Raw genomic sequence first — 16,606 nt, forward strand, 5'->3', positions numbered from 1 at the left:
CGTGGCCGGCTCCTAGTTGGCGCGTACCTGGTCGGTATTGGTGAAGGTCCAGGTGCGCACGATCTCGATGATGTCGGTGTCCTTGCTGATGTCGGGCGGAAAGGGCGCGTACGGCGCGGACATGTTCACGATGCGCTTGGCCGCATCGTCGAGAACCTTGTGGCCGGAGCTGCGGGTGACTTCGACGCTGGCGACGCTGCCGTCCGAGCGGATCGACACTGACAGCAGCAGGCTGCCGTACAGCTTGCCGCGCGCCGCTTCCGGGTAGTTGAGGGTGCCGATGCGCTCGATCTTGAGCCGCCAGTCCTCGACGTACTGGGCGAAGCGATACTCGCGCGCGCGCGCGCCGATGAACTTCTTGCGCGGCCGCTTGGCGTACTCCTCGAGATTGCGGTCGATCTGGGCCTCGATGCGGGCGATGGCCGCCGCGCTGTCGAGCAGGTCCAGCCCGGAGGCGGCAGGCACCGGCGCAGGCTGTTCGACCTGCTGCTGCACGGTCGCGACGCTGGGCGCCTTTTTCACCTGGGTGAGCAGTTGCTGCTGGGTGCGCTCCTGCTGCTGCACCTTGCGACGGGCCTCGGTCAGGGCATTGCCGTCGCGACGGGCGTCCTGGGGCGGCAGGGGCGATTTGGGCGTGACCGCCTTGTCGCTGGTACCGCCGCCGTCGAGATTGGCCTGGGCCAGCACCTGGGCCTTGTCCGGCGCCTTGGCGTGGCGAGCATTGACCAGCACCACCTCCAGCCCCTTGTCGCGCATCGGCTTGCGTTCCGGCGGGCTGAAGTGGATGGCCAGCAGGATGCCGTGCAGGGCGAGCGAGAGCGCGAAGGCCAGCGTCAGCAGCGATCGTCCGCTCGCGAAAGCGGCCAGCGCGGCTGCCGGCCGGGCCTGGCCGCTGGCGGTGGCTAGCATGGAAGTCGATGACATGACGCTATTCTAAGGGCCTTCGAACTCGACGTAATCCTCGGGATCGGGTTCGGAAAGGATCTCCTGGAAGCGTGCCTGGATCTCGACGTCGAGCAGGTCGCTGCCTTCGACGACCAGGCGGACGCGGCTGCCCGGCAGCTGCAGCGGCATCGACGGCACCTTGAACACCAGCGGAATGGCTTCGAGCTTGACCACGTTGTCGCGCAGCACGGTGGCTTCCACCGGACCGGCCGCGGCCTGGCGCAGCCAGCGCAGGCACCAGTAGCGCTCCATCTGGCGCTGGAAGTCGGCGTAGGCGGCGTAGGTGAGCTCGAAGTCGCGCAGCGCCGCCATCAGTTCGGCCGACTTCGGCGCAAAGGCCGGCGGCGTGCCCTGCAGCACCGCGATGATCTGCCACTGGTTCACCAGGTCGACATAGCGGCGCAGCGGCGAACTCGACCAGGCGTAGCAATCCACGCCCAGGCCTTCGTGCGGGCCGGCCACCGTCGTCATGCGCACCTTGCCGCCGCTCTGCACGCGATAGAGGCCGGGCACGCCGGCTTCGTCGAGTAGCTTGCCCCAGGTGGAGTTGGCCAGGATCATCAGCTCGGCGACCAGCTTGTCCATCGGCGAGCCGCGCAGGCGCTTGGTGATGGTGACATAGCCGGGACCGTCGCCGGTCTCGGTCTGCCAATCGACGTAGAAGCTGTGGTCGACCTGGTTCTGGTTGGCCGCCGGTTTGCCGCGTCCGGCTTCCAGCACCGTGGCCAGATCCCACAGCAGCATCAGCTCGCGCTTCCATTTGAAATCGGGCACGCCCTCGTGCACCGTCTCCTCGTTGAACACCGGCTCGATGTCGTGGTGGCGCAGGTTGGCGACGATGGGCACCAGTTCGATGCGGCTTTCCTGGCCGGTGACGGCGAGGTTGGCATTGACGTCGAGGTAGAGCGAGATCGCCGGGCAGTCGCGGCCTGCGGCCAGGGTGAAGGCCTCGACCATTTCGTCCGGCAGCATCGTGATCTTGTTGCCCGGCATGTAGACGGTGGACAGGCGGCGGCGCGCGATCTCGTCCAGCGCCGAGCCGCGTTCGCAGCCCAGCGCCGGCGCCGCGATGTGGATGCCGACCCGCCAGCCGCCGCCGGGCTTCGGGGTCACCGAGAAGGCGTCGTCGATCTCGGTGGTGGTGGCGTCGTCGATGGAGAAGGCAGCCACGTCGGCGCGCGGCAGGTCGGTCGGCACCGCGGGCCGTTCGAAGGTCGGGAAGGCGATGCCTTCCGGGAAGTATTCGAACAGGAAACGGTTGAAGTGGTATTCGAAGCTGGACGCCAGCGCGCCGCATTTCAGCAGCAGGCGCGGTGCCGACAGGCCGCTGTCGACGCAGGCGGCTTCGAGCGCCTTCACTTCCAGCCGGTTGCGGTCGGGCCGGTAGAGGATCTGCGGCAGCAGGCCGGCGAAGGCGGCGGGCATGCGGCCTTCGACCAGTTCGGCGCGCATCTCCTCGATGGCCAGCGCCTGCTGGCGCTTCTTTTCCAGACCGGCGAGCGCCGCCTGCAGGATGTCGGCCGGCGCCTTGCGGAAGCGCCCGCGCCCCTTGCGGTGGAACCAGATCGGCGCCGAGTGCAGGCGCAGCAGCACCGTTGCGGCCTCGACGGCGCTCGGTGGGTGGCCGTGGTATTCGGCGGCGAACTCGGCGAAGCCGAATTCGTCGTCGCCGCAGACTTCCCACAGGAATTCGGTGTCGAGCGCCTCGGCTGCGGCTTCGGCGCGTGCGAGCAGGTCGGCCGGGGAGGGCTCGCGGAAGTTCAGCAGCACGTTGGCGCGCTTGATCTTCACCCGTTTGCCGTGGGTGTTTTCGACCTGCAGGGAGGCATCGTTTTCAGCGAGGATGGTTCCGGCCTTGAAGGCTCCGTCCTCTTCGAACAGCACGAACATCGGCAACCGCCAGGGAATGAGCAAGCCCTGTAGTTTACTGGATTAGACGATCCAGCCGCGGCGCTTTTCGGCGCCGATGCATCTGCTTTCAGTCTGGCTTGCGGGCGACCGCGACGAGGGCGGTGGCGGGCAGGAGGTAGCCGTCCTCGTCGTCTGCGGCGCGGTAGGCCTGGAGTTCCTCCGTTACTGCGGTGCGCAAGGCGTCGAGGCTGCTGGAAGGAAGGCGCGCAAGCGCCTCGGCGACGCCGCCGGCAAGATCGAGGAAGGCCTGCCAGTAGCTGTCGGCATCGGCGAACCGGCAGGCGAAGCGGCAAGGCAGGGTGCATTGCGGGGCGAAACCGGCGGCTGCCAGTTCGGCCTGCAACACGCCGGGTTCGCCGTAACGGAACACCGAGGGGCGGGCGACCCTGGGTGGCGGCAACACCTGTGCGATGGCGTTCTGGGCGCAGTGGATCAATGGCACGGCGGCACGCTCGCCCCATACCGACAGCACCACCAGACCGCCGGGGGCAAGGACGCGGTGGATCTCGGCCAGGGCACGCGCCGGATGGGGAAACATGAAGAGCGCGAGGCCGGCGAGCACGCGATCGACGCTGGCCGGCGGCAGGCAGAGCCGTTCGGCGTCGGCCGCGGCGAACAGCAGCGACGCGGCATCGCCATGGGCGCGGGCGCCCTCGGCCAGCATGGATTCGGCGATGTCGGACGCCATCACCCAGCCGTCGGGAGCAACCTGCCTTGCTGCAGCGCCGGCGAGCAGGCCGGGGCCGCTGGCGAGATCGAGCACCCGCAGACCGGGCGCGAGCGCCGCGGCGTTTAGTACCGCATCGGCCAGCTCGGTGCGCAGCCGCGCCCCTTCGGCATAGCGCGTGGCGATGCGATTGAAGCCGGCGCGCTCCTGAGCCTTGAAGCGGCGGGCGTCGAAGCCGCTGCTCATGCCAGCCCCGCGTAACGGATGACGTCGTCGAGATAGTCGTGCCAGCGCGAGAAACCGTGGTCGCCGCCTACCAGCACCGTCTGGCGGGCGCCCGCGTAGCGCGCAACGGCGTGGCGGTAGTCGAGCACCTCGTCGCCGGTCTCGACCAGCAGCCAGTAGCGCTCGGGGCGGGTGATGGCGGCCGGCTCGAGCGCGCGCAGCTCGTCGATGTGCTGCTGGGTGAAGTCGAAGCGCTCGCCGGTGTAGAGATTGGTCTGCTGCCCGATATAGGCTTCCAGCGACAGGGGGGCGACCACCGCCGGATTCACCAGTACCGCGCGCAGGCCGTGGCGTTCGGCCAACCATGTCGCGTAGTAGCCGCCGAGCGAGCTGCCCACCAGGGTCGGCGCGGGCTGGCCGGGCTGCGCGAGCGCGTGGGCGATCTGCGCCTCGACCAGCGCGATCGCCGCCTGTGGCGATACCGGCAGCTGCTCGCACCAGAAAGACTCGCTCAGCCCGCGCTCTGCCATGCGGGCTCTGAGCGCCTGCGCCTTAACCGAGGCGGGGGCGGAGCGGAAACCGTGGAGGTAGATGATCATGGGCGGACCGCCGTAAGAACGGAATGCCAGTTTAGCCGTGACCGGGCACGGGCCGGATCAGGACTGGCTCCAGGACACCAGGTCGAACTTCCAGGTGGCGAGCACGATCAGCCCGAACACGATGCGGTACCAGGCGAAGGCGATGAAAGTGTGGTTGGAGATGAAGCGGATGAAGCTCTTCACTGCCCACATCGCCGCGACGAAGGAGGCGACGAAGCCGACCGCGAACACCGGCAGGTCTTCCACCCGCAGCAGCGCCCAGTTCTTGTAGAGGTCGTACACCGTGGCCGCGAACATCGTCGGGATGGCGAGGAAGAAGGAGAACTCGGCCGCGGTCTTGCGCGACAGGCCGAAGATCACGCCGCCCATGATGGTGGCGCCGGAGCGCGAGGTGCCGGGAATCATCGCCAGCGCCTGGGCAAAGCCCACCTTCACGGCATCGGTCCAGCGCATCGCCTCGACCGATTCGATGCGCGGATGGTAGGCGCGCTTTTCCACGTACAGGATGATGAAGCCGCCGACCACCAGCGCGGTGGCCACCACCAGCGGATTGAACAGCACGGTCTTGATCGTCGAGTGGAACAGGAAGCCGAGCACCGCGGCCGGCAGGAAGCCGAGCAGCAGGAGGCCGACGAAGCGCTGTGCGCTGCGATCGCTCGTCACGCCGAGTGCAACCTTGGCGAGGCGCTCGCGGTAATCCCAGCACACGGCGAGGATGGCAGCGAACTGGATGACGATCTTGAAGACCTTGCTGGCCTCGTCGTTGTAGCCGAGGAGGTCGCCGAGGATGATGAGGTGGCCGGTGGAAGAGATCGGCAGGAATTCGGTAAGGCCTTCGACGATGCCGAGGATCAGTGCGGTGAGAAGTAGCGTGAAGTCCATGCGGCGAAGGCCCCCGGGAAGTGTTTGCACCGTGTGGAGTGCGGCCGCCGATTATAGCCGGACGCAATATTGCGCCGCAGCGCAACTGGGTAACGCGGTGCTTCAGGCGGTGAGGTGTTCCAGCCGGGTCAGCCAGGCGATGGCGTGTTCGCGGCTGCCGCCGCACATCTCGGCCGAGGGGGGCAGGCTGCCGCATACGTCAGGCCGGCGCGGGTCGCCGAAGAGCTTGCAGCGTTCGGCATCGTCGAGCTGGACGCAGCGGACACCGGCCGGTTTCCCTTGTGGCATGCCGGGGATGGCACTCGAGATCGAAGGTGCGATGCAGCAGGCGGCACAGCCTGGTCGGCAATCCACGGCGGCGTCAGGCCGGATGGCGGAGCGCGTTCCACCAGGCGAGCACGCTGTCCACCGAGGGTGCGAGCAGACTGCTCTCGCCGCCGGTGAATTCCATCCATTCGGCAAGGAAGCGGTGGCCGACGGCAGTCAACAGCGGTGTGCCGGCAAGGGCAGCGATGCCCATCTCGGCACGCAGGCCCGCGCCGGCTGCCTCCTGGGCGCCGAACTTGTTGAAGATGACGAGTTCGGCGCCGTGGTCTATGCCATTGCGCACGATCATCGAGGCACGCGCGAGCGCATCCGGGTCGAGCCGGCAGGCTTCCGAGCCGCGGCCGAGTTCCTGCGACAGCGAGAAGCGCGTACCGGAGGACAGGTCTTCGAGCTCCATCGCGCACGGATCGTTGAGTGCTCCGCCGATATCGTGCTGGATGACGCCACCCAGCCGGACGCCGCGTTCGCCCAGGCGTGCGGCCGCTTCCACCAGCACGGCCTCGACGTTGTCGGTCGGCGTGTACAGGATGGCGGCGATGGGCAGGACGGTGGATGAGGCAGGAGTGGAAGCGGTCATGGAAGCACGGGGCCGGGCGGGCGATGCGCGATTGTCGCATCGGCGGGCCGCTTGTGCAGCAGCACGATGTCGTCGGCGAGGACTTCGATGCGCAGGTCGTAGCGGTCGGCGATCCAGTTGAAGGTCTCGAGCGCGTAGAAGGCGATGTGGGTCGGGTCGCGGGAGTAGTGCCAGGTGGAGAAGGCCGCGGCGTCGCCGGGGCGTCGCGTCATGATCGCGAGGATGCCGCCGGGTTTCAGCAGCGTGTGGAGCAGGTCGAAGGATGCGCGCGGCTGGGCGAAGTGCTCGACCACCTCGGTGCAGGTGACGAAGTCGTAGCGCGCTTCCAGCACGGTGGTGTCGGGTTGGTAATAGGGGTCGTAGGTCGCGCATGCGAGGCCGTTTCCCCGCAGCAGTTGCTGCAAGGCCGGGCCCGGGCCGCAGCCGAAATCCAGCCCGGTCGTCCCGGCCGGCAGGCGCTCGCGCAGCGGTTTGACCAGCCTCCCGAGAAAGCGGCGATAGCCTTCATCGAGCGGATCGTTGCGATGCAGGTCGTACTCCGCGCGTTCGGCTGCGGCGTCGAGATGAAAGACCGCGGGCACGAATACCAGCTTGCAGTCGGGACAGCGGTGATAGTCGCGCGCGGGCATGCCGCGGCGGCCTTCCCGCAGCCAGAACGGCGCAGCGGCATGGCAGAGCGGGCAGTGCGAGGGTGGGGAAATGGGCATGGCTACCGGCGGCGGCGGGTGAAGGACGAGTATATCTACGCGAGCAGGCCGTAACAGGTGTGCCGACGGCGGATCCGCTGGGATAATGCTGCCTTTACGCGCCGGCGAGCGGCGCGCCCGACAGTGCCGCCAGCCTGCCCGAATGAGGCATGAGCCGACGGCCCACGAGTGAGTCGATGACGCAAGTGCAGCACAAGGGCGAGCGCAGGCCGCCACTGGAACAGTTCGATGACTGCCTGAGCGCCGACCGGCCGCGCCTGCGCCGGCTGGCGCGCGAGCTCGAGCGCCAGCGCGGCGAGCGCCGCGACAAGCTGGCGGCCGATCTCGCCGCGCTGCGCGAACGTTCGCGCGCGGCGCTGGCGGCGCGCCGGGCGGCGCTGCCGGTGCCGAGCTTTCCGGCGGAGCTGCCGGTGTCGGCCCGGCGCGAGGAGATCGCTGCGGCGCTCGAAGCGCATCAGGTGATCATCGTCTGCGGCGAGACCGGCTCCGGCAAGACCACCCAGCTGCCGAAGATCTGCCTCGCACTCGGCCGCGGTGCCGCCGGGCTGATCGGTCACACCCAGCCGCGTCGGCTGGCGGCGCGCGCCACCGCCACCCGCATCGCGCAGGAACTGAACAGCGAACTCGGCCGCGCGGTCGGCTACAAGATCCGCTTCACCGACCGGCTGTCGGCCGACAGCCACATCAAGCTGATGACCGACGGCATCCTGCTGGCGGAAACCCAGACCGACCCGCTGCTCGCCGCCTACGACACGATCATCATCGACGAGGCCCACGAGCGCAGCCTCAACATCGACTTCCTGCTCGGCTACCTGAAGACGCTGCTGCCGCGCCGGCCCGACCTCAAGCTCATCGTCACTTCGGCGACGCTGGACGCCGACCGCTTCGCACGCCATTTCGCCAGCGCCGACGACAAGCCGGCGCCGGTGATCGAGGTCTCCGGCCGGCTGTATCCGATCGAGATGCGCTACCGCCCGGTGGAGGAGGCCGACGAGGCGCCTGCGGGCGACAAGTGCGGCCCGCGCCGGCAGAAGGGCAAGGAACTGCTCGAAGCGCTGGTGGATGCGGTGGACGAGGCGCAGGCCTGCGGGCCGGGCGACGTGCTGGTCTTCCTGCCCGGCGAGCGCGAGATCCGCGAGGCTGCCGAGGCGCTGCGCAAGGCGCATCACGCCGCCGGCACCGAGGTCCTGCCGCTGTTCGCGCGCCAGTCGGCGCAGGAGCAGGCGCGGGTGTTCGCCAGCGGCAAGGGGCGGCGAGTGGTGCTGGCGACCAACGTTGCCGAGACCTCGCTGACCGTGCCCGGTATCCGTTACGTGGTCGATACCGGCCAGGCGCGGGTCAAGCGCTATTCGCCGCGCAACAAGGTCGAGCAGCTGCAGATCGAGAACATCGCCCAGTCCGCCGCGCGCCAGCGCGCCGGCCGCTGCGGCCGGGTGATGGACGGCATCTGCTTCCGCCTCTATGGCGAGGACGACTTCAACCGCCGGCCCGCACACACCGATCCGGAAATCCTGCGTTCCTCGCTCGCCGGGGTGATCCTGCGCATGAAGGCGCTCAAGCTGGGCGCGGTGGAGGAATTCCCCTTCATCGATCCGCCGGGCGGACGCCTGATTGCCGACGGCTACCAGTTGCTGACCGAACTCGGCGCAGTGACCGACGACGAGCAGCGCGAGCTCACGCCGATCGGCGTCGAACTCGCCAAGCTGCCGCTCGACCCGAAGATCGGCCGCATGATTCTCGCTGCCCGCGACCGCGGCTGCCTGAAGGAGCTGCTGGTGATCGCCGCCGCGCTGTCGGTGCAGGACCCGCGCGAACGGCCGCCCGAGAGCACCGGCGCGGCCGACCAGGCTCATGCGAAATTCCGCGGCGGCGAGCAGGATCAGCGCTCGGAATTCCTCTGGTATCTCCGCTTGTGGCAGGCCTGGGAGGAGGTGCAGCGCCACGAATCCGGCAACCAGCAGAAGCAGTGGTGCAAGAAGCACTTCCTGTCCTGGCTGCGCATGCGCGAGTGGCGCGACGTCTACACCCAGCTCCACAGCCTGTGCGCCGAGCACGGCTGGAAGGAGAACGAACTGCCGGCCAACTACGAGGCCATCCACAAGGCGCTGCTCGCCGGCCTGCTCGGCCACATCGGCTGCAAGACCGAGGACGACCAGGGCGCCAAGGGGCCGCAGGCCGGCGCCTACCTGGGCGCGCGCGGCATCAAGTTCTGGCCGCATCCCGGTTCGGCGTTGGCGAAGAAGGCGGGCAAGTGGGTCATGGGCGCCGAGCTGGTCGATACCTCGCGGCTGTTCGCGCGCTGTCTGGCCCGCATCGAACCCGAGTGGGTGGAGGAGGTGGGCGCGCATCTGCTGAAGCGCCACGTGTTCGAGCCGCACTGGTCGAAAACCGCGGGTAGCGTGCGCGCGTGGGAGCGCGGCACGGTGCACGGGCTGGTGCTGTACGGCCGGCGCGGGGTCAATTACCGCGACATCGATCCGGCGCTGTGCCGCGAACTCTTCATCCGAGAAGGTCTGGTCGAGGGCGAGATCGCCGAAGGCCCGGCGCGGGCGATGGCCTTCCTTGCTCACAACCGCAAGCTGGTGGCCGAAATCGAGCGCCTGGAGCACAAGTCGCGCCGTCCCGACGTGCTGGTGGACGAGGCGCTGATCGAGGCCTTCTACGATGCCAAGATTCCGGCGGAGGTGGTCGATCTGGCCGGTTTCGAACAGTGGCGCAAGCCGGCCGAGAAGCGCGAACCCAAGCTGCTCCACCTCACCCGCGAGCAGCTGATGCGCCACGAGGCGGAGGGCATCACCACCGAGCGCTTCCCGACCCAGCTCGAGGTGTTGGGCCAGAAGCTCAGGCTCGCCTATCTGCACCAGCCCGGCGAGGCCGACGACGGCGTCACGCTGACGGTGCCGCTGGCCATGCTCAATCAGGTGCCGGCGGCACGCTGCGAATGGCTGGTGCCCGGCTTGCTGGAAGAGAAGGTAACCGCGCTGCTCAAGACCGTGCCGCAGAAGCACCGCCACCGGCTGCAGCCGATGGCCGAGAGCGCGGCGGCCTTCATGGCGCAGTTCGACGAGGGCGAGTTCGACACCTGCGAGCCGCTGCTGAAGGCGCTGCAACGCTTCGTCGAGGAGCGGGTGCAGCTGAAGCTGCCGCTGGAGAGCTTCCGCGCGGAAAACCTCAATCCGCACTGTTTCATGAATTTCCGCGTGATCGACGAGCACGGCCGGGTGCTGGCACAGTCGCGCAATCTGGCTGAGCTGCGCGCGCGCTTCCGTGACCAGATCGCCGAGCGCTTCCGCGGCGCCCAGCTTGCCGGCGCGCTGGGCGACAGCCGTGCGGCTGCGCCGCCGAATGCGTCCGCGCCTGCCGCCAGCGCAGCGCACGCCGCCAGCGTGCGTGGCGTATCGACGGCGCCGGCCGCGGCGCAGGGTTATGCGGGCCATACCGCGTGGACCTTCGCGCCGTTGCCCGAACTGCTAGAGGTGAAGGTGGGCGGGCGCGAGGTGATCGGTTTCCCGGCGCTGCACGACGACGGCGATAGCGTTTCGCTGAGGCCCTTCGATACGCAGGAAGAGGCCGCCCGGGTGCATCGCAAGGGGCTGGCCCGTCTCTTTGCGCTCAATCTGAAGGACCAGGTGAGAGCCATCGAGAGGCTACCGGGCCTTCGCGAGTTGGCCTTGCAATACATGAATTTCGGAACTGACGCAGAGCTGCGACAGCGTCTGGTGGATGCCACGCTGGCGCGTACCTGTCTGCTTGAACCTCTGCCAACCGATGCAGACGCCTTCGGCCGGCGCATGGCCGAGGCCAAGCCGCGCATTACCCTCGTAGCCCAGGAGTTCATGCGCCTGGCGGGGCAGATCCTTGTCGATCACGCCGCCTTGCAAAAGCGCCTTGTCGGCCTGAAGACTTTTCCGGAGGTAGTCGCCGATGTGCAGGCGCAGGTGGCAGCGCTCTTGCCCAAGGACTTTCTGGTTGCCATGCCCTGGGAGCGTCTTGCGCAGTACCCGCGTTATCTGAAGGCGGCGACGATACGCATCGACAAGCTTCGTAACAACGCCGCACGCGACTCACAGGCAATGACTGAGTGGAGGACGCTGGCGCAAGCCTTCGAGCGAGAACTCGCCGCCAAGCGGCGTGCGGGGGTGGTCGATCCGATGCTCGAGGATTTTCGCTGGCTGCTGGAAGAGCTTCGCGTCGGCCTGTTCGCCCAGGAACTGAAAACGCCTGTGCCGGTGTCGGTCAAGCGGCTGCAGAAGATCTGGGAGAGCCGGCCGCGCTAAGTTGCATTACGTCAGCGCAGCGGAATGACCAGCGGCGGGATCTGCACGCCGATCACCACTGCCGGATCGTGACGATAGGCGCGATAAGCCGGGCGGGCGTCGTAATAGACATCGCGATCGTAATAGCGCGGACGTTCGCGAATGATGACGCGCTCCCGCACAACCGTATCGGGGCCGTGGAAGTGGTGCTTATGGTGTCCCCAGCCCTTGCCCGGGTGGCGCCAGTGACGTCGGTCGTCGTCGTAGCGGTCGCCGTGAGCGTTGGCCACGTTGCCGCCAATGAGGAGTCCGCCGCACAACAGCGTGGCGATGAGGGCTTTAACTTTCTGAGTCTTCATGATCGGACTTCCTTGCTGTGCCCGGTTTCGGGCAAGGTTCTGTTGCTTCGATGATAGGCAAGGCTGCCGCGGTCGGGTCGGCGAGACTGTAAGCGGGAATGTGTAAGCAGGGTATCGGCATGCCTGCCTGGGGGCGGGTGCGCCACTCGATTTGCTTTTGATTTCTCTGGTTTTCTTGCTATAGTACCCGGCTTTCCCTTGCTCCACCGGTCTCGCATGCCGGGGGGCTGAACTCTGACAACCGCAAGGAGTCTGCATGCGACACTACGAAATCGTGTTTATCGTCCACCCGGACCAGTCGGAGCAGGTGCCGGCGATGATCGACCGCTACAAGTCGATCGTTACCGCCCGCAACGGCCAAATCCACCGTCTGGAAGACTGGGGGCGTCGTCAGTTGGCCTACCCGATCCAGAAGGTGCACAAGGCCCACTACGTGCTCATGAACATCGAGTGCGACGGCGAAGCTCTTGGCGAACTCGAGCACGCGTTCAAGTTCAACGATGCCGTGCTGCGTCACCTCACCATCAAGATGAAGAAGGCCGTTACCTCCCCTTCGCCGATGATGAAGGAAGAAAAGTCGCGCTCCCTGACGCCGGCCGCTGCTGGCGAGGAAGGCAAGTCCGAGGCTGCCGAAGCCTGATTGGCCGAGGGTGGCTGAGTCGGGGTTGAACGAACTGCGCCTCGGCGCGAAGGTGGCCGAGTTGCTGCCCTTGCGTCGAACTCCCGCAGGTGTGCCGGTTGCTGCTTGTGTGCTGATGCACGAATCGACACAAACCGAGGCCGGGCTGGACCGGAATGTGACGGTGGAGTTGCAGGCGGTTGCGATCGGCGAATTGGCGAGCGTGCTTGCAGTCGTTGTCCCGGGTACGCATTTGATGGTTACCGGTTTTCTCGCGGCCAAGAGCCAGCGCAGTCGAACGCCGGTGATGCATCTGAACAAGATCGAATTTGTAGAAGGAAACTGAAATGGCTTTCAAGCCCAAGTCCAAGTTCAAGAAGAAGGATGATCGCGGCGGTCGCGGTCTCTTCAAGCGTCGTAAGTTCTGCCGCTTCACTGCGGAGAAGATCGAAGAAGTCGACTACAAGGATGTGGACATCCTCAAGGACTTCATCACCGAAAACGCCAAGATCATGCCGGCTCGCATCACCGGCACCAAGGCGGGTTATCAGCGGCAGTTGTCGGTTGCGGTGAAGCGCGCCCGCTTCCTGGCCCTGATGCCTTACACCGACCTGCACCAGTAAGAGAGGAAAGTCGTCATGCAAATCATTCTTCTCGAAAAGGTCGTTAACCTCGGTAACCTCGGCGACGTTGTCAAGGTCAAGGATGGTTACGCTCGTAACTTCCTGATCCCTCAAGGTAAGGCCAAGCGCGCCAACCAAGCTAATCTGGCCGAATTTGAAGCGCGTCGCGCCGAGCTGGAGCGACTGCAGGCTGAAAAGCTGGCAGCAGCCCAGGAGTTGGCCGGCAAGTTGGAAGGTCTGATGGTTCAAGTGACGCGGAAGGCTGGCATGGATGGTCGTCTGTTTGGCTCCGTCACCAATGCCGACGTGGCTGACGCGCTGGCGGTCCAAGGCTTCGAGATCGAACGTTCGGCGATTCGCATGCCGGAAGGTCCGCTGAAGCAGATCGGCGATGTTCAGCTTGAAGTGGCCCTGCATTCCGACGTGGTGGTTGCTGTTACCGTCTCCGTGCTGGGCGAGCAGCAGTAAGCGCGTTTCGCGTGTGCGATTCAAAGGGCTGCCTCGGCAGCCCTTTTTGCTTTTTGTTTTCGGTTCCATGACGCCTGGCATTCCCGGGTCGTCGTACGGGCCACGCAGATGGATGTGCCATGAGTTCGACGCCTCGCCGTTTTCAAGACGCCATGAAGGATTCTCAGCTTGCCGCAATCAAGCTGCCGCCGCATTCCCTTGAGGCTGAGCAGTCCCTAATTGGCGGAATCCTGCTCGACAACGCGGCGTGGGAGCGCATCGCAGATCTGGTGAACGAAGTTGATTTCTATCGTGACGATCATCGACGCATCTATCGCCAAATCACCAGGTTGATCGATCTCGGCAAGCCTGCGGATGTGGTGACTGTATTCGAGGCGCTTGAGAAGAGCGGTGAGGCCGAGCAGGCGGGCGGGCTGGTCTATCTTGCGGAAATCGCCAACAACACTCCGTCGGCCGCGAATATTCGCCGCTACGCCGAGATCGTTCGTGAGCGTGCGATCCTCCGCAAGCTGGTTGCGGTCGGTGACGAGATCGCTGCTGCCGCGCTGACGCCCTCGGGGAAGGATGCCAAGGCTTTGCTGGACGAGGCTGAGGCAAAAGTGTTCGAGATTGCCGAGGCTGGGGCGCGACACGCCAGCGGTTTCATGTCCATCCAGCCCATCTTGAAGCAGGTAGTGGACCGGGTTCAGGAACTCTACGATCGCGATAGCCCGTCCGAGGTGACGGGCATTCCGTCGGGCTTTGTCGATCTTGACGACAAGACCTCGGGCCTGCAACCGTCTGACATGCTGATCGTTGCCGGTCGCCCGGCAATGGGCAAAACCACCTTCGCCTTGAATGTGGCCGAGCATGTTGCGGTCGAAGAGCGCCTTCCGGTTGCGATCTTCTCGATGGAAATGCCGGGTACTCAGCTAGCAACCCGTTTCATTTCGTCCGTCGGCCGTATCGACATGCAGAAGATCAGGAGTGGGCGTTTGACCGACGAAGACTGGCAGCGGCTGACTGTTGCCATGGGAAAGTTGTACGACGCACCGCTGTACATTGATGAGACGCCTGGCCTCAATCCAATCGATCTTCGTGCGCGGGCGCGTCGTCTCGCGAGGCAGTGTGGACGCCTGGGGCTGATCGTGATCGACTACCTGCAGCTGATGACTGGTAGTAAGGATAGCGATAACCGCGCATCCGAACTATCGGAGATATCGCGCTCCGTGAAGTCCTTGGCGAAGGAATTGCACGTTCCGATCATTGCACTATCGCAGTTGAATCGCAGTCTTGAGCAGCGCCCCAACAAACGGCCGGTCATGTCCGATCTTCGAGAATCCGGGGCTATCGAGCAGGATGCGGACATCATCATGTTCATCTACCGGGACGAGGTGTACAACCCGGATTCCCCCGACAAGGGAACTGCCGAGCTGATTATCGGCAAGCACCGTAACGGTCCGACTGGGACTATTCGAATGACTTTTCTCGGGCAGTACACTCGATTTGAAAACTTCGCAGGCGGAGGCTTCTACTCTTCCGACGAATAGATTGAATTATTGGCGTTACCGCTTGACGTTTTTTTCGCGACGTATATACTGCGCGGCTCTTCGCGACTGTCTGTGTTTTTTGCGGTGGTGAAGGGGTTTTGCGAGGTGGTTTTGCGAGTTTGTCTCGGCGTGATCGGTTTTAAAAAGGTTGCGGCGGGGGTTGACGAAGCGAAGCAAGTGCTACATAATCTCGCTTCTCTGCTGCAGCGAATGCAGCGCTCTTTAAAAAATTGAACAACCGATAAGTGTGGGTGCTTGGTTGTTGTGGCGAAGCCGCTTCGGCGGTTTAGTTTCGCAATGATTAGGTGCTCATGTCAGTAAGTGACTTTGAGTGCTTTGTATGGATTGAACTTAAGAGTTTGATCCTGGCTCAGATTGAACGCTGGCGGCATGCTTTACACATGCAAGTCGAACGGCAGCGGGGGCTTCGGCCCGCCGGCGAGTGGCGAACGGGTGAGTAATGCATCGGAACGTGCCCAGTCATGGGGGATAACTACGCGAAAGCGTAGCTAATACCGCATACGCCCTGAGGGGGAAAGTGGGGGATCGCAAGACCTCACGTGATTGGAGCGGCCGATGTCAGATTAGCTAGTTGGTGAGGTAAAGGCTCACCAAGGCGACGATCTGTAGCGGGTCTGAGAGGATGATCCGCCACACTGGGACTGAGACACGGCCCAGACTCCTACGGGAGGCAGCAGTGGGGAATTTTGGACAATGGGCGAAAGCCTGATCCAGCCATGCCGCGTGAGTGAAGAAGGCCTTCGGGTTGTAAAGCTCTTTCGGACGGAAAGAAATCGCGCGGGCTAATATCCCGCGTGGATGACGGTACCGTAAGAAGAAGCACCGGCTAACTACGTGCCAGCAGCCGCGGTAATACGTAGGGTGCGAGCGTTAATCGGAATTACTGGGCGTAAAGCGTGCGCAGGCGGTTTTGTAAGACAGGTGTGAAATCCCCGGGCTTAACCTGGGAACTGCGCTTGTGACTGCAAGGCTAGAGTACGGCAGAGGGGGGTGGAATTCCACGTGTAGCAGTGAAATGCGTAGAGATGTGGAGGAACACCGATGGCGAAGGCAGCCCCCTGGGCCTGTACTGACGCTCATGCACGAAAGCGTGGGGAGCAAACAGGATTAGATACCCTGGTAGTCCACGCCCTAAACGATGTCAACTAGTTGTTCGTAGAGGTAACTCTGTGAGTAACGCAGCTAACGCGTGAAGTTGACCGCCTGGGGAGTACGGCCGCAAGGTTAAAACTCAAAGGAATTGACGGGGACCCGCACAAGCGGTGGATGATGTGGATTAATTCGATGCAACGCGAAAAACCTTACCTACCCTTGACATGCCTGGAATCTTGCTGAGAGGCGAGAGTGCCTTCGGGAACCAGGACACAGGTGCTGCATGGCTGTCGTCAGCTCGTGTCGTGAGATGTTGGGTTAAGTCCCGCAACGAGCGCAACCCTTGTCATTAATTGCCATCATTCAGTTGGGCACTTTAATGAGACTGCCGGTGACAAACCGGAGGAAGGTGGGGATGACGTCAAGTCCTCATGGCCCTTATGGGTAGGGCTTCACACGTCATACAATGGTCGGTACAGAGGGTTGCCAAGCCGCGAGGTGGAGCTAATCCCTTAAAGCCGATCGTAGTCCGGATCGTAGTCTGCAACTCGACTGCGTGAAGTCGGAATCGCTAGTAATCGCAGATCAGCATGCTGCGGTGAATACGTTCCCGGGTCTTGTACACACCGCCCGTCACACCATGGGAGTGGGTTTCACCAGAAGTAGGTAGCTTAACCTTCGGGAGGGCGCTTACCACGGTGAGATTCATGACTGGGGTGAAGTCGTAACAAGGTAGCCGTATCGGAAGGTGCGGCTGGATCACCTCCTTTCAAGAGAAAAGCCGCTAACGGCCAAGTAT

General features: G+C 64.6%; 15 protein-coding genes and 1 rRNA gene. 7 read left to right on the plus strand and 9 right to left on the minus strand.

Annotation, left to right across the window (positions count from 1 at the left end; genetic code table 11):
• Positions 1-12 precede the first annotated feature (12 nt).
• From CJ010_RS04460 to CJ010_RS04495, 8 genes are all read right to left on the minus strand, one after another.
• Entirely contained in the window at positions 13-924 is a 912-nt protein-coding gene (locus CJ010_RS04460; RefSeq protein WP_141016925.1) for an energy transducer TonB, read from the minus strand.
• Positions 925-933: 9 nt separating this feature from the next.
• Positions 934-2,835, minus strand: coding sequence for a ribonuclease catalytic domain-containing protein (locus CJ010_RS04465; protein ID WP_141016926.1), 1,902 nt, complete (start codon positions 2,833-2,835; stop codon positions 934-936).
• An 88-nt stretch (positions 2,836-2,923) separates the two neighbouring features.
• Positions 2,924-3,769 carry a class I SAM-dependent methyltransferase gene (locus CJ010_RS04470; protein ID WP_141016927.1) on the minus strand — a complete coding sequence of 282 codons (846 nt, stop codon included), beginning with the start codon at positions 3,767-3,769 and terminating at the stop codon, positions 2,924-2,926.
• Entirely contained in the window at positions 3,766-4,347 is a 582-nt protein-coding gene (locus tag CJ010_RS04475; RefSeq protein WP_141016928.1) for a YqiA/YcfP family alpha/beta fold hydrolase, read from the minus strand. The genes CJ010_RS04470 and CJ010_RS04475 overlap by 4 nt, the downstream gene beginning before the upstream one ends.
• A 57-nt stretch (positions 4,348-4,404) precedes the next feature.
• Entirely contained in the window at positions 4,405-5,229 is an 825-nt protein-coding gene (locus tag CJ010_RS04480; RefSeq protein ID WP_141016929.1) for an undecaprenyl-diphosphate phosphatase, read from the minus strand.
• Positions 5,230-5,331: 102 nt separating this feature from the next.
• The gene (locus CJ010_RS04485) at positions 5,332-5,583 is read right to left on the minus strand and encodes a YkgJ family cysteine cluster protein (protein ID WP_141016930.1); all 252 of its coding nucleotides are present in this window, start codon (positions 5,581-5,583) and stop codon (positions 5,332-5,334) included.
• Positions 5,584-5,590: 7 nt separating this feature from the next.
• Positions 5,591-6,133, minus strand: coding sequence for a DUF2478 domain-containing protein (locus tag CJ010_RS04490; protein WP_141016931.1), 543 nt, complete (start codon positions 6,131-6,133; stop codon positions 5,591-5,593).
• Positions 6,130-6,840 carry a class I SAM-dependent methyltransferase gene (locus CJ010_RS04495; RefSeq protein ID WP_141016932.1) on the minus strand — a complete coding sequence of 237 codons (711 nt, stop codon included), beginning with the start codon at positions 6,838-6,840 and terminating at the stop codon, positions 6,130-6,132. The genes CJ010_RS04490 and CJ010_RS04495 overlap by 4 nt, the downstream gene beginning before the upstream one ends.
• A 176-nt stretch (positions 6,841-7,016) precedes the next feature.
• Here CJ010_RS04495 and hrpA point away from each other — a divergent pair, with 176 nt between their 5' ends.
• The gene (hrpA, locus tag CJ010_RS04500; protein WP_205754896.1) at positions 7,017-11,117 is read left to right on the plus strand and encodes an ATP-dependent RNA helicase HrpA; all 4,101 of its coding nucleotides are present in this window, start codon (positions 7,017-7,019) and stop codon (positions 11,115-11,117) included.
• An 11-nt stretch (positions 11,118-11,128) separates the two neighbouring features.
• On the opposite strand, the gene CJ010_RS04505 is transcribed toward hrpA, so the two are convergent.
• A complete protein-coding gene (locus CJ010_RS04505) occupies positions 11,129-11,455 on the minus strand; it encodes a hypothetical protein (RefSeq protein WP_141016933.1) in 327 nt (108 codons plus the stop codon).
• A 256-nt stretch (positions 11,456-11,711) separates the two neighbouring features.
• Between CJ010_RS04505 and rpsF the strand changes: the two genes are divergently transcribed.
• The 6 genes from rpsF (at position 11,712) to CJ010_RS04535 (ending at position 16,577) form a co-directional block, all read left to right on the plus strand.
• Entirely contained in the window at positions 11,712-12,095 is a 384-nt protein-coding gene (gene rpsF, locus CJ010_RS04510; RefSeq protein ID WP_141016934.1) for a 30S ribosomal protein S6, read from the plus strand.
• Between the two features lie 10 nt (positions 12,096-12,105).
• Positions 12,106-12,420 carry a primosomal replication protein N gene (gene priB / locus CJ010_RS04515; RefSeq protein ID WP_141016935.1) on the plus strand — a complete coding sequence of 105 codons (315 nt, stop codon included), beginning with the start codon at positions 12,106-12,108 and terminating at the stop codon, positions 12,418-12,420.
• Between the two features lies 1 nt (position 12,421).
• A complete protein-coding gene (rpsR, locus tag CJ010_RS04520) occupies positions 12,422-12,697 on the plus strand; it encodes a 30S ribosomal protein S18 (RefSeq protein ID WP_002933051.1) in 276 nt (91 codons plus the stop codon).
• A gap of 15 nt (positions 12,698-12,712) precedes the next feature.
• A complete protein-coding gene (gene rplI, locus CJ010_RS04525) occupies positions 12,713-13,165 on the plus strand; it encodes a 50S ribosomal protein L9 (RefSeq protein WP_141016936.1) in 453 nt (150 codons plus the stop codon).
• A 119-nt stretch (positions 13,166-13,284) separates the two neighbouring features.
• The gene (gene dnaB / locus CJ010_RS04530) at positions 13,285-14,694 is read left to right on the plus strand and encodes a replicative DNA helicase (RefSeq protein ID WP_141016937.1); all 1,410 of its coding nucleotides are present in this window, start codon (positions 13,285-13,287) and stop codon (positions 14,692-14,694) included.
• Between the two features lie 347 nt (positions 14,695-15,041).
• Positions 15,042-16,577: ribosomal RNA gene (locus CJ010_RS04535) — 16S ribosomal RNA — on the plus strand.
• Positions 16,578-16,606 lie beyond the last annotated feature (29 nt).

Source organism: Azoarcus sp. DD4 (genome assembly GCF_006496635.1).
Classification (GTDB): domain Bacteria; phylum Pseudomonadota; class Gammaproteobacteria; order Burkholderiales; family Rhodocyclaceae; genus Azoarcus.